General features: G+C 69.3%; 15 protein-coding genes. 12 read left to right on the forward strand and 3 right to left on the reverse strand.

The features are described 5' to 3' along the window. The first annotated feature begins 1 nt into the window (after window position 1). A complete protein-coding gene (locus OG306_RS04960) occupies window positions 2-952 on the forward strand; it encodes a cytochrome c oxidase assembly protein (RefSeq protein WP_266744814.1) in 951 nt (316 codons plus the stop codon). Between the two features lie 64 nt (window positions 953-1,016). After that, window positions 1,017-1,175 (forward strand): hypothetical protein, encoded by a 159-nt coding sequence (locus OG306_RS04965; RefSeq protein WP_266744815.1) that lies wholly within the window; start codon window positions 1,017-1,019, stop codon window positions 1,173-1,175. Between the two features lie 34 nt (window positions 1,176-1,209). Here OG306_RS04965 and OG306_RS04970 read toward each other — a convergent pair whose 3' ends face one another. Beyond that, window positions 1,210-1,605: an SSI family serine proteinase inhibitor gene (locus OG306_RS04970; RefSeq protein ID WP_266744816.1), complete on the reverse strand. Its 396-nt coding sequence runs from the start codon at window positions 1,603-1,605 to the stop codon at window positions 1,210-1,212. 417 nt (window positions 1,606-2,022) lie between these two features. On the opposite strand from OG306_RS04970, the gene OG306_RS04975 reads away from it, so the two are divergent. From OG306_RS04975 to OG306_RS05010, 8 genes are all read left to right on the forward strand, one after another. Beyond that, on the forward strand, window positions 2,023-2,619 hold the full coding sequence (locus OG306_RS04975) for a COG4315 family predicted lipoprotein (RefSeq protein WP_266744817.1): 597 nt from the start codon (window positions 2,023-2,025) through the stop codon (window positions 2,617-2,619). 4 nt (window positions 2,620-2,623) lie between these two features. Further along, window positions 2,624-2,875 carry a hypothetical protein gene (locus OG306_RS04980; protein ID WP_371665159.1) on the forward strand — a complete coding sequence of 84 codons (252 nt, stop codon included), beginning with the start codon at window positions 2,624-2,626 and terminating at the stop codon, window positions 2,873-2,875. A gap of 23 nt (window positions 2,876-2,898) precedes the next feature. After that, a complete protein-coding gene (locus OG306_RS04985; RefSeq protein ID WP_371665160.1) occupies window positions 2,899-3,069 on the forward strand; it encodes a cupredoxin domain-containing protein in 171 nt (56 codons plus the stop codon). 381 nt (window positions 3,070-3,450) lie between these two features. Beyond that, entirely contained in the window at window positions 3,451-6,201 is a 2,751-nt protein-coding gene (locus tag OG306_RS04990; protein WP_266907768.1) for a glycoside hydrolase family 48 protein, read from the forward strand. Next, the gene (locus OG306_RS04995) at window positions 6,198-6,434 is read left to right on the forward strand and encodes a hypothetical protein (RefSeq protein ID WP_266744819.1); all 237 of its coding nucleotides are present in this window, start codon (window positions 6,198-6,200) and stop codon (window positions 6,432-6,434) included. The genes OG306_RS04990 and OG306_RS04995 overlap by 4 nt, the downstream gene beginning before the upstream one ends. 83 nt (window positions 6,435-6,517) lie before the next feature. Further along, window positions 6,518-8,632, forward strand: a complete 2,115-nt coding sequence (locus tag OG306_RS05000; protein ID WP_371665162.1) for a glycoside hydrolase family 6 protein — start codon at window positions 6,518-6,520, stop codon at window positions 8,630-8,632. 189 nt (window positions 8,633-8,821) lie between these two features. Continuing rightward, window positions 8,822-9,016, forward strand: coding sequence for a hypothetical protein (locus OG306_RS05005; protein ID WP_266744820.1), 195 nt, complete (start codon window positions 8,822-8,824; stop codon window positions 9,014-9,016). A gap of 300 nt (window positions 9,017-9,316) precedes the next feature. Next, a complete protein-coding gene (locus OG306_RS05010) occupies window positions 9,317-10,210 on the forward strand; it encodes a serine hydrolase (protein WP_266744821.1) in 894 nt (297 codons plus the stop codon). Window positions 10,211-10,264: 54 nt separating this feature from the next. Here the strand turns inward: OG306_RS05010 and OG306_RS05015 are convergent, their stop codons facing one another. Further along, window positions 10,265-10,843: a TerD family protein gene (locus OG306_RS05015; protein ID WP_266907275.1), complete on the reverse strand. Its 579-nt coding sequence runs from the start codon at window positions 10,841-10,843 to the stop codon at window positions 10,265-10,267. A 107-nt stretch (window positions 10,844-10,950) separates the two neighbouring features. Here OG306_RS05015 and OG306_RS05020 point away from each other — a divergent pair, with 107 nt between their 5' ends. After that, window positions 10,951-11,181 (forward strand): hypothetical protein, encoded by a 231-nt coding sequence (locus OG306_RS05020; RefSeq protein WP_266744823.1) that lies wholly within the window; start codon window positions 10,951-10,953, stop codon window positions 11,179-11,181. A 19-nt stretch (window positions 11,182-11,200) separates the two neighbouring features. Here the strand turns inward: OG306_RS05020 and tatA are convergent, their stop codons facing one another. Next, complete coding sequence (gene tatA, locus OG306_RS05025; RefSeq protein ID WP_266744824.1) at window positions 11,201-11,476, reverse strand: Sec-independent protein translocase subunit TatA; 276 nt, start codon at window positions 11,474-11,476, stop codon at window positions 11,201-11,203. Window positions 11,477-11,622: 146 nt separating this feature from the next. On the opposite strand from tatA, the gene OG306_RS05030 reads away from it, so the two are divergent. Then, window positions 11,623-13,161 carry an LCP family protein gene (locus OG306_RS05030; RefSeq protein ID WP_371665163.1) on the forward strand — a complete coding sequence of 513 codons (1,539 nt, stop codon included), beginning with the start codon at window positions 11,623-11,625 and terminating at the stop codon, window positions 13,159-13,161. Window positions 13,162-13,190: the final 29 nt, after the last annotated feature.

Here is a 13,190-nt window from a genome sequence, read left to right on the forward strand (position 1 = left end):
GATGGATCACAGCGGGCACGGCATGAACATGGATCTGCCGCCGTTCACGCTGGGACGTGGGCTTCAGTTCTCCGCGGACCCGTTCTTCCTCATCGGCTGTGTTCTCGCCATCGGCCTGTACGGGTACGCCGTGCTGCGACTGCGCCGACGCGGGGACACCTGGCCGGCCAGCCGTATCGTCTTCTTCGTCGTGGGCGTGCTGTCCATCGCCCTGGTGATGTGCACGAAGCTGAACGACTACGGCATGGTCATGTTCAGCGTGCACATGGTGCAGCACATGGTGATCAGCATGCTGTCGCCGATCCTGCTGCTGCTGGGCGCTCCGGTGACCCTGGCGCTGCGCGCGCTCCCGGTCGCGGGACGTGGCCGCACCGGCCCGCGCGAGCTGCTCCTCATGCTGCTGCACAGCCGCTACATGAGGATCATCACGCACCCGGTCTTCACGATTCCGCTCTTCATCGCCAGCCTGTACGCGCTGTACTTCACCCCGCTCTTCGACTTCCTGATGGGTTCGAAGACCGGGCACATCGCGATGATGGTGCACTTCCTCGCCGTGGGTCTGGTGTTCTTCTGGCCGATCATGGGCGTCGACCCGGGGCCGCACCGGCCCGGCTATGTGATGCGGATGCTGGAACTGTTCGCGGGGATGCCGTTCCACGCGTTCTTCGGTATCGCGCTGATGATGGCGACGACGCCGATGGTGGAGACGTACAAGAATCCGCCGGCCTCGCTCGGCATCGACGCGCTGAGCGACCAGAACTGGGCGGGCGGTATCGCCTGGGCCTTCAGCGAGATCCCGTCGGTGCTGGTGCTGATCGCGCTGGTCTTCCAGTGGTACCGCTCCGAGCAGCGGACGGCGAAGCGCTCGGACCGGGCGGCGGACCGGGACGGGGACCAGGAGCTGCAGGCGTACAACGCCTATCTCGCCTCGTTGCAGGCGCGCGGGCAGTAGCGGTGGACATGCCTCCGGGGTGACGATGGCATCCACGGCCATCCGGCCGATGAGGAGGGTGGGCATGTCCGGATCCACGAAGACCATGGGTGTGATCACCGTGGCGGCCCTGGTGGCGGTCACCGGCTACACGGTGGCGCTGGGGAGCAGTGGCTGGCTCTGGTTCGGCTGGGTGGTGCTCGGGCTGATCACCGTAGGGATGGCCGCGACGCGCGAGTCCTGAGCCGGGCGGGCCGCCCGGCTCAGGACGGCCGGGCTCAGAAGCGGAAGACCGGTCCGGTGGCCGCGTCCATCACACAGACGTTGAGGAACGTCTTCTGCCAGGAGACGGAGCGCCCGTCCCACGTGCCGGTGACGGTGGCCGCCACCGGGTCGTACTCCTGGCTGCACGGGTGCGGGTCGCCGGGCAGGTTGTCCGGATCTCCTGCCGCCGCGTCCATCGCCGCACAGGCGGCGGCCGCCTCGGGGTGGTGGGCGTCCGGGGCGGGTGGGCAGAACAGTGCGAGGCCACGGATCCAGGTGTTCTCGCTCCCGGAGACGGTGAGGAAGAGCCCGCGGTCCGGCACCGGGTCGTCGGACCGGGCCGCCGCGGCGGGCACCGCGGCGGTGAGGGTGAACAGGGCGGCGGCGGCGAAAGCGGTGCTCAGGCGCATCGGGAGAACTCCTGGGGCTCGGGGGCTGCGCGGTGTCCCGCCAAACGGACCGGGGACGTCCTGACAAGGGACCGGCGACGTCGCGGCAACGGACGGGGGGCGTCCTGACAACGGGCCGGGGCGCGCGTCCCGGGCGTCCCCCATGTCCTGAACATCCCTCCCGCCCCAGATGCCCCGTGTCCGGGAACCCAGCAAGACGATCTTGGAATGCGGCACCAAGCAAGGCGCCGCGCCGCAGGTTCCACCCTCCGGGGCAGTCGGCGAGTCCGGCTGGACTACCGGCGGACGGCAGACCCGCACCCGGATGGACTCGACCGCCGGGTCATCCCGAGCGCCTGCCTTCCCCCGGTCGGACACCACCTGACGTTCGGGCCAGAGTGCCGCCGGAGCGGCGGCCCGATCCGAGGAGCTCTTGTGATGGGGAACCATGCGAGGACAGCCGCGGCCCTGATCGCTGTGGGGCTGTGCGCCGCCGCTGTCGGCGGCTGTTCGAACAGCGGCGGTACGAAGTCGACGGCATCGACATCCGCAGCGGTGAGCACCCCGGCGGCATCCGGGAGCTCCTCCCCCGCGGCCCCGGCCTCCCCGTCGGAAACGGCTTCCGCCACGGCAACCGTGGCCGCCGCGTCAAGCCCGCTCGGGACCATCCTGGTCGACGGCAAGGGCCGGACCCTCTACCTCTGGGTCGCCGACACCACGTCCAAGTCGAACTGCTCCGGAGAATGCGCCAAGGAGTGGCCGCCGCTGACGGTCAGCGGTGAGCCGGTCGCCGGCAAGGGCGTGAAGGCCGGTCTGCTGGGTACGACGGAGCGCGGCGACGGCAGCAGGGAAGTCACGTACAACGGACACCCGCTGTACTACTTCGCCGGCGACAGAAAGGCCGGAGAAACCAACGGCCAAGGGGTGAACGATTCCGGCGCCAAGTGGTACGTACTCGATACGTCCGGCAACAAGGTCCTGGGCACAGCCAAGTCCGGCACGCCGCAAGCAGGCTCGCTCGGTGACGGTCACTGACACCATGCCCGCTTCGCTTCTGCACGGCCGGGCAGGTGTCACCGCGGCCGCCGCGATCGTCTTCGCGAGCGCCCTCGTCGGCTGTTCGCACAACGGTGGCACCGGCTCGTCGCCCACCAGTGCCACACCCTCCGCCTCCGCCACTCCCTCGCCCTCGGCCTCCGCGTCCCCTTCGCCGCCCCCGGTCGGCAGGACACGGATCACGATCAAGAACTTCGCGTTCGCACCGGCCCAACTGACGGTCCCTGCGCCCTGATCACCGTCGTCAACGAGGACGCCGTGGCCCATACGGTGACCGCCACCGCCGGTGCCACCAACGGGAAGACGTTCGACACCGGTGATATCGCGCCCGGGAAGACGGCCACGTTCACCGCTCCGGCCAAGCCCGGCACCTACCCGTACCTCTGCACCATTCATCCGTACATGAAGGGTGCGCTCACCGTTCGGTGACGCGCGCGATTCCACGCCGACGGAACACGCGATTCCGGTCCGGGCACACCGTCTGTCACCAGCGGTTGTGCGCCACGGGCCGGGCCCGTGTCGGGACGTCACGTCAACGAAGCCGTAAAGCAGTTGCGATGCGAGTCTTGACAGGTGCGCATCATCACGCCACCTTGGGAGCGCTCCCACAATCAAGACTTGCACACAACGGCCATCGCGCACCCTGCGTTGATCCCGCCCGGGGCATCGGGCCCGTACGCCGCCCGGACCCGTTCCGCACCACCGCGCCGCCGCCGTCTCCATGCCTCCACTCCTCCCCCACGACACCCCACCACTGGAGGATTTATGTCGATATCCCGTAGAACGTTCAGCAGCGCCCTGGGCGGCGGTCTGCTCGCCATCGGCCTGGCGCAGGGCGCCGCCGCAGCCGCAACCGCCGCACCGGCGGCCGGCGGCGCCGCCCGGGACGCCGCGGCCGACGACCCGTACACCCAGGCGTTCCTCACCCAGTACGGCAAGATCAAGGCGGCGGCCAACGGCTACTTCAGCCCGGCGGGCCTGCCGTACCACTCGGTCGAGACCCTGATGGTCGAGGCTCCGGACCACGGTCACGAGACCACCTCGGAGGCCGTCAGCTTCTGGATGTGGCTGGAGGCGGCGTACGGGCGGGTGACCGGTGACTGGGCCCCGTTCAACCAGGCCTGGGCGGTGGCGGAGAAGACGATCATCCCGCAACACACCGACCAGCCGACCAGCGACGCGTACAATCCCGGGGCCCCCGCGACGTACGCCCCCGAGTGGCCGCTGCCGGACAACTACCCCTCGCCCCTGGACCCTTCGGTCCCCGTCGGCACGGATCCGCTCGCCACCGAACTGGCCGCGTCCTACGGCACGATGGACGTGTACGGCATGCACTGGCTGATGGACCTGGACAACACCTACGGCTATGGCAACAAGCCGGGCACCGGCGGCGAGTCGGGCCCGGGAGCGGGTCCTTCGTTCATCAACTCCTACCAGCGCGGATCGCAGGAGTCGGTGTGGGAGACCATCCCGCAGCCCACCACCGACCTCTTCGCGTACGGCGGCCCGAACGGCTATCTCGATCTGTTCGTCGGCGACCAGAACTACGCCAAGCAGTGGAAGTACACCAACGCCCCGGACGCCGACGCCCGCGCGGTCCAGGCCGCCTACTGGGCCTACCGCTGGGCCTCGGCACAGGGCAAGGAGGGTGAGGTCGCGGTGTCGGTGGCGAAAGCCGCCAGGATGGGTGACTACCTCCGCTACGCCATGTTCGACAAGTACTTCAAGCGCGTCGGCGACTGCACCGACCCCGCCTCCTGCCCCGCCGCCTCCGGCCGCGACTCCCAGCACTACCTGCTGTCCTGGTACTACGCCTGGGGCGGCGCCGCGGCCGGCAGCGGCGGCGGCTGGGCCTGGCGCATCGGTGACGGCGCCTCCCACCAGGGGTACCAGAACCCGCTCTCCGCCTGGGCGCTGTCCAACGTACCCGCGCTCACTCCGAAGTCGGCCACGGCCAGGTCGGACTGGGCGAAGAGTCTGACCCGGCAACTGGAGTTCCTGACCTGGCTGCAGTCCAGCGAGGGCGCGCTCGCGGGCGGGTGCACCAACAGCTGGGAGGGGCAGTACGGTACGCCGCCGGCCGGCACCCCGACCTTCTACGGCATGGCCTACGACTGGCAGCCGGTGTACCACGACCCGCCGAGCAACAACTGGTTCGGCTTCCAGGCGTGGGGCATGGAGCGGGTCGCCGCGTACTACTACGTCACCGGCAACGCGACCGCCGGAGCCGTGCTGGCCAAGTGGGTCGCGTGGGCCTCCGGCGAGACGACCGTCGGCGCGGACGGCAGCTACCGCTTTCCCTCCACGCTGAGCTGGACGGGGAAGCCGGACACCTGGAACCCGGCATCCCCCGGGAAGAACGCAGGGCTGCACGTATCGGTGGTCGATTACTCCAACGACGTCGGCGTGGGCGCCGCGTACGTCAAGACGCTCACCTACTACGCGGCGAAGTCGGGCGACCGGGCCGCGGGCGCGCTGGCCAAGGCCCTCCTCGACGCGATGGCGCTGAACGCCGACGCCAAGGGCATCGCGGTGCCGGAGACCAGGACCGACTACAAGCGGTTCAAGGACGAGGTGTACGTCCCGTCGGGGTGGTCGGGCACGATGCCGAACGGCGACACCGTCGAGCCGGGCGTCACCTTCACCGACATCCGCACCTGGTACCGGAACGACCCGGACTGGCCGAAGGTCCAGGCCTATCTCGACGGCGGTGCGGCGCCCACCTTCACCTATCACCGCTTCTGGGCCCAGGCGGCGCTCGCGCTGGCCTTCGCGATCTACGCCGAACTGCTGGTGGAAGGGGGCGGCAGCGGCGGGGACACCGAGCCGCCGACCGTGCCCGGTGGACTCACCGTGACGGCCACGACGAGCAACAGCGTGTCGCTCTCCTGGTCGGCCGCCACCGACAACGTCGCGGTCACGGGCTACGACGTCTACCGCAACGGGGTGCTCGCGGGGAACGCGACGACGCCGGCGTTCACCGACACGGGCCTCGCCGCAGCCACCGAGTACAGCTACGCGGTGGCCGCGCGGGACGCGGGCGGCAACACCTCGGCGCTCTCCGCCGCCGTGTCCGCGACCACGAAGGCGGGCAGCGGCGGCAGCGGCGCGGTGAAGGTCCAGTACAAGAACACCGACTCCTCGGCCACCGACAACCAGATCCGGCTCGGTCTGCAAATCCTGAACACCGGCAGCGCCCCGGTGGACCTGTCCACAGTGACGGTCCGGTACTGGTTCACCTCCGAGGGCGGCGCGAGCACCTTCAGCACCAACTGCGACTACGCCGCGCTCGGTTCGTCCAACATCACTCACAAGGTGGCCACCGTCGCAGCCCCGAAGGCGGGCGCCGAGCGCTACCTGGAAGTCGGCTTCACCGCAGGCGCGGGCACGCTGGCCGCGGGCGCCTCGACGGGCGAGCTCCAGCTGCGCCTGAACAAGACCGACTGGTCCAACTTCGACGAGGCCGACGACTACAGCCACGCCGCCAACACCGCATACGCCGACGCCCCGAAGATCGCTGCGTACATCGGCTCCGCCCTGGCCTGGGGGATCGAGCCGTGAGAAGCCGCCGCACACCGGCCGGGCGCACCGGCCGCCGGCTGCGGGAGCTCGTCGGAGCGGCGGCCTCGCTGCTGCTCGCCGCGGCCTCGATGCTCACGGGCGCCCCGACCGCGTCGGCCGAACCGGTCACCGAGACCGACGACTACAGCCGCGCCACCGACGCCTCGTTCACCGACGCACCGAGGGTCACCGTCCACGTAGACGGGGCCCTGGTGTGGGGCACCGCACCCTGACCGGTCCGCCGCCCCCGCGTCGCACCCCCACGAACCCGTCTGCGGCAACCACCGCGGACGTACGAGAGGAGCACGGAGCCGCAATGAGAACCAGAGGCACCACCCTGCACGGAGTACGCCGGAAACTGGCCGCGCTCTCCGCCCTGGCGATGGGCGCGGCGCTCGCAGTTGCCCTGCCCTCACCGGTGCAGGCCGCCGCAGCCCGGGTCGACAACCCCTACGTGGGCGCCACCGCGTATGTGAACCCCGACTGGTCCGCCAAGGCGGCGGCCGAGCCCGGCGGCAGCGCGATCGCCGACGAGCCGTCCTTCGTCTGGATGGACCGCATCGCGGCCATCAAGGGCACGGGCGGCGCGATGAGCCTGCGCAAGCACCTCGACACCGCCCTGGCTCAGGGCGCGAACCTCTTCCAGGTGGTCATCTACGACCTGCCGGGACGGGACTGCGCCGCACTGGCGTCCAACGGCGAACTCGGTCCCACCGAGCTCGACCGGTACAAGACCGAGTACATCGACCCCATCGCCGCCATCCTCGCCGACCCGGCTTACGCGAGTCTGCGCATCGTCACGATCATCGAGCCGGACTCGCTGCCGAACCTGGTCACCAACGCCGGTGGCACGGACGGGTCCACCGACGCATGCGCAACGATGAAGGCGAACGGCAACTACGAGAAGGGTGTCGGCTACGCCCTGCACACCCTCGGTGCCATTTCCAACGTCTACAACTACGTCGATGCCGCCCACCACGGCTGGCTGGGCTGGGACTCCAACTTCGTCCCGGCGGCGCAGGAATTCAAGAAGGCCGCGACGTCGGAGGGCGCCACGGTCGCCGACGTCCAGGGCTTCATCGTCAACACGGCCAACTACTCGGCCCTGAAGGAGCCGAACTTCAAGATCACCGACACGGTGAACGGCACCACGGTGCGCCAGTCCACGTGGTTGGACTGGAACTACTACGTCGATGAGCTGTCGTTCGCGCAGGCGCTGCGCACCGAGCTGGTCAGCCAGGGCTTCGCCTCGAACATCGGCATGCTGATCGACACGGCCCGCAACGGCTGGGGCGGTTCCGCCCGGCCCACCGCCGCAGGACCGCTGACCAATGTGGACGACTATGTCAACGGAGGCCGTGTCGACCGGCGCATCCACGCGGGCAACTGGTGCAACCAGAGCGGCGCGGGTATCGGTGAGCGGCCCACCAGCGCCCCCGAACCGGGCATCGACGCGTACGTCTGGGCGAAGCCCCCGGGCGAGTCGGACGGCAACAGCCAGCCCGTCGACAACGACGAGGGCAAGGGCTTCGACCGGATGTGCGACCCCACGTATACGGGTAACGGCCGCAACGGCCACAACCTGACCGGCGCCCTGTCGAACTCCCCGCTCGCGGGCCACTGGTTCTCCGCGCAGTTCCAGGAGCTGGTACGCAACGCCTACCCGCCGCTGAACGGCGGCGGCGGTGCCGACACCCAGGCGCCCACCGTGCCCACGGGTCTGAAGGTCACGGGGAAGACCAGCGGCAGCGTCTCGCTGTCGTGGACGGCGTCGACCGACGACACCGGCGTGAGCGCGTACGACGTCTACCGCGCGGGAACGAAGGTGGGTTCCTCCGCGTCGACGTCCTATACGGACACGGGCCTGACGGCCTCGACCACGTACAGCTACACCGTCAGGGCGCGGGATGCGGCCGGTAATGTCTCGGCGGCATCCGCGGCGGTCTCGGCCACGACCGACCAGGGCGGCGGCACCGGGACCGGGACGCTCAAGGTCCAGTACAAGAACACCGACTCCTCGGCCACCGACAACCAGATCCGGATGGGTCTGCAACTGGTCAACACCGGGTCCGCCGCAGTGGATCTGTCCACGGTGAAGATCCGGTACTGGTTCACTCCGGAGGCCGGCGCGAGCACCTTCGACACCGCGTGCGACTACGCGGTCATCGGCTGCTCCAACGTGACCCGCGGGGTGTCCTCGTCGGGCAGTTCCGCCGCCGGGGCCAGCCACTACCTGGAGGTCGGCTTCTCCAGCGGCACGCTGGCCGCCGGAGCCTCCACCGGGGAGATCCAGCTGCGGCTGAACAAGAGCGACTGGTCGAACTTCGACGAGACGGACGACTACAGCCGCGGCACCAACACGGCCTACGCCGACGCCTCGAAGATCGCCGTCTACGCGGGCGGCACCCTCTCCTGGGGCACCGCTCCCTGACCGGGCGTCATCCCCGTCGCCGTCCGCGCGGGCGGCGACGGGCCGGGTGCCGGACGAGGGACGCGCCCGGCACGATCCGCCCCCTGCCGCTCTCCCGGCAGGGGGCGGCCGGCGTTTCTCGGGCGGGCTCGAATCCGGGGCGGAAAACGGGTCCACAGAACGAAGCCGTCCGGCCACGCCGGGGTGCCGGTGTGCTCCCCGTACGTATTCGATCCGACGGGCCTGGCCGGGCCCGGGGCCCACACCCTCGACATCGCGGTGTTCGGGACGCCGGCACCCCGCCTGGACGCGACGAGCCCGACCCACTTCGCCCTCCCCGGCCAGCGGGTCAACGGCCTGCTCGGTCCCGTACGGTTGCGGGTCGGTGGCGGGCTGCCGGTTTGACGAATATCACATGCCGACATGTCACCTCATACCGGACATTTCCCCCATTGTGGCCAACAGGGCTGCCTCCCGGGCGCGTAGGGTCGGCCTGGCTCATGAATGGGGATCCGGTTCGGTACGGCTGAGCCCCGACCCCCTTCGTCACATCTCCGCGGCCCGAAGACACCAGGGCGCAACCTGCTGCGGCCCACCTCGTTGCGTGGTTGCAGGCAATACGCGACGCAAGCGCGACTCTCAGCCGGCCAGAGCGAGGTCCGGCGAGACGACCTCCGACACAGCGTGGGACAGGACACAGCCTTCATGTACCGATCACCCCTATCGGCCGGCGCTCGGCGCGGCATGGCCGCCGCCCTGGCCGCATGCTCCATGCTCACCGCGTTCGCCCTGGCCACCCCGGCCTCCGCCGACACGGCCAGTGCCACGGCGGCCGGTTCGAAGGTCGTCTGCACGTCGAAGAAGCCGGGCCTGGCCGCCGCGCTGTCCCACGACATTGCCGGCGCCCTCGACAGTCGTCAGGGAACATCGTCGCTGGCGCTCTACGACCGGAACACCCGGACCACCTGCGAGCTCAACGCCGGCACCCACTTCGACTCGGCCAGCGTCGTCAAGGTCTCGGTGCTCGGAGCACTGCTGCGGCAGGCCGAGGAAGCACACCGGAAGCTGACTCCGCGGGAGGTGGAACTGACCACCGCGATGATCACTACGTCGGACAACGACTCGACCTCCGCCCTCTGGCGCCAGATCGGTGCCGCCGGGTTCCAGAGGTTCCTCACCCTGGCCGACATGCGGCACACCGTTCCCGGTGCGGGTGTGAGCTGGGGTCTCACCCGGACGACCGCCGGCGACCAGCTCCGGCTGCTGCAGCTGCTGACGACGCAGAACGCCGTACTCACGCCGGCCTCGCGCGCGTACGCCCTCGATCTGATGCATCGGGTCGCCCCCGACCAGAGATGGGGCGTGCCCGCCGGATCACCCGCCACGGCAAGGGTGCAGGTCAAGAACGGCTGGCTGCCGCGCGCCACCGACGGGTGGCGGGTGCACAGCGTGGGCGCCTTCACCGGAAACGGTCACGACTACGGCCTGGCCGTCCTCTCCAGCGGCAACCGCACCATGGACTACGGCGTCGCCACCATCGAAGGAGCGGCCCGCGTCATCCACCGCGACCTGACCGGTGCGGCGGCAGTGGGCCACTGACCGGGACATGTGACCGCCCCTCCCCCGCGCGCACCCTTCCCGGCACCGCGCCACTCAGGCGACAGCTACGCCGTAGTCGGTGGCGATACCCGCCAGTCCCTGTGCATAGCCTTGGCCGATGGCGCGGAACTTCCACTCCCCGCCCCTGCGGTACAGGGCGCCGAAGACCATCGCGGTCTCACCGGCGGCGTCATAGGAGAGCTCGTAGCGGCACATCTCACGGCCGGTGAGGTTGTCCACCACGCGGATGAAGGCTTCGTCGACCTGCCCGAAGTTCTGGCCGCGCCGTTCCGCGTCGTGGATGGAGACCGCGAAGACGACCTGCCCCACTTTTTCGCCCAGCCCGTCGAGGTCGACGAGGATCTGTTCGTCGTCCCCGTCTCCTTCACCGGTCGTGTTGTCGCCCGTGTGCCGAACGGCACCATCGGGGCTGATGAGGTTGTTGTAGAAGACGAAGTGCTCGTCGGAGATCACCTTCATCTCAGGACCGCAGATGATCGCGGACGCGTCGAGGTCGAAGTCGGCGGCGCCGACCGGCCGTGCGTCCCAGCCCAATCCGACCGTGACGTCCGCGAGTGGTGTGCCGTCCTGGTTGAGGACGACGTTCTGGCCCTTGGCGAGGCTGACGCCCATGTGTACTGCTTCTCCCCATGGTCGAGTTGCGTCAGGGCTCGCGGTCGAGCCCCGGAGTGACGCGTTTCACAATAGTTTAAAGCTTGCGCAATAATTAAAGTATGAACATGGATGCGAACGACTTGACCGGCTGGGAGCGCGCGAAGCTCGAAGGCGGCCCTGCGGACGGGGCATGGATGCGGGTCACCAACCGGCCCGCGGTGCTGCAGGTCACCTACCCCTGCCAACTGGATTCCTCGCCCGGGGACATGCGGGTGGAGGCCCTCTACCTCTATCGCCGGGATCCCCGGGTGCGGAGTGAGCCGCTGAGGTACGGCTTCGATGGCGCCAGCCCCTGATGGTGCCGCCTCGCCCGGTTCAGCGGGCGGCGTCGTTGCTTTCCGCGGCCGGGCGGGCCGGAGCCGGCTCGCCCGCGGCCGGGATCACCGAAGGTGCGACCCGCACGGACGGGCCGGGATCGGCGGCGGGACCCGGTGCGTCATCCTCCTTCATGGCCTTGGTCTCGCTCTTGAGGATGCGGAGCGACTTCCCCACGGCTCGCGCGGTGTCCGGCAGTTTCTTCGACCCGAACAGCACGATGACGACGATCGCCACAATCAGCAGATGCCAAGGCTCCAGCCCATTACGCAACATTTCCCGCCCTGCCCTTCACCTCATCGACCAGGGTGCGCACCCAGGAGTGGCCCCCACTGGAAAGCTTGCTACATTGCGCAACTGTACAACCTTGGGGTGGGGCGAGTCGTCCCTCTGTATCAACCGGACGGATGAGGCGCGTACACATGGCAGGCACCCGCCGACAGATGGCGTCTCCGCGTCACGACGACGCTCGATCCGCCGTACGCGCCCGGCGGCGCAAGCGCAGCCGGGCGCGACTCGTGCTGGTGACGGCTCTGTCCCTGCTCGTGCTGGCGACAGCAGGAGCGGGGTGGATCTACCTCCGGCTGGGCGGCAACATCGAAACCTTCAGCTCGGACGGTATATCCGACGACCGGCCGGATGCCGCCGCCTCGAAGGGGGAGAACGTTCTGGTCATCGGCTCGGACGCGCGCACCGGCGGGAACAGTGATCTGGGCGGCGGCGACAAGAGCGACGTCGGCCGCTCGGACACCGCCTTCCTGCTCCACATCTATGCCGATCACCAGCACGCCGTCGCCGTGTCCATCCCGCGTGACACCCTGGTCGACATCCCGCCCTGCAGGCTCCCGGACGGGAGTTGGTCCAAGACGCAGACCAACACCATGTTCAACGGGGCGTACTCCATGGGCCAGACCGCCAAGGGCAACCCGGCCTGCAGCCAGAACACCGTCGAGAAGCTGACCGGACTACGTGTCGACCACACCGTCGTCGTCGACTTCAAGGGCTTCTCGGAACTGACCAAGGTCGTCGGTGGCGTCGAGGTGTGTCTGCCGCAGGACATCTACCAGCGGGATCTCAATCCCAACCGCACCACGCGCGGCAAGCTCCTCTTCGCCAAGGGCAAGCAGAAGGTCACGGGGCAGCAGGCACTGGACTACGTGCGCATTCGGCACGGCATCGGCGACGGCTCCGACATAGGCCGCATCAAACGCCAACAAGCCTTCGTCGCAAGCCTGATCAAGAAAGTGAAGAGCGACGGTCTCACCCCCACCAAGCTCCTGCCGCTCGCGGACGCCGCGACCCGGTCCATGACCGTCGACCCCGGCCTGGGATCAGCCGACAAGCTGTTGTCCTTCGCGATGACGATGAAGGACATCGACCTGCACAACACCAAGTTCGTGACCGTTCCCTGGCGGTACCAGGGGGCACGGGTCGCCATCGTCGAACCGGACGCCCACGCCCTGTGGGCGGCGCTGAAAGTCGACCGGACCATCGACGGCACGGATGCCAGCAGCAAGGAAGCCGGCAGCAAAGCCCCCAACGAGACGGCCTCGGCCGCCCCCTCGGCAGCTGCCGATGAAGCGTTCTCCGGGGACGGCATCGGTGTCGCCGTCTACAACGGCACCACCGTCACCGGACTCGCCGCCGACGCGGCGCTGACCCTCAAGGACCACGGCTTCACCGTCACCGGCACCGCCACGGCCGGAAGTCAGGACCACAGCACCACAGTGATCGAGTACGGACCGGGGCAGGAGGACCGGGCGAAGACGGTCGCCCGCCTCTTCCCCGACGCGGAACTCCGGGCGGCTGCCACAACAGGTATCGATGTGATCCTCGGCCGGGACTACGCGGACAACCCCGCAGCCACCGCCTCCGCCGAGCCGGCCTCCGTACCCGCCGAAGTGGCTGACGGTGCCCGCTCCGCCGACGACGACCTCTGCGCCGACCTCTCCTACGGCTGAGCGGAAGCCGCCTTCGCGGCCCCTCAGTG

Origin of the sequence: Streptomyces sp. NBC_01241 (genome assembly GCF_041435435.1) — a bacterium.
GTDB lineage: Bacteria > Actinomycetota > Actinomycetes > Streptomycetales > Streptomycetaceae > Streptomyces.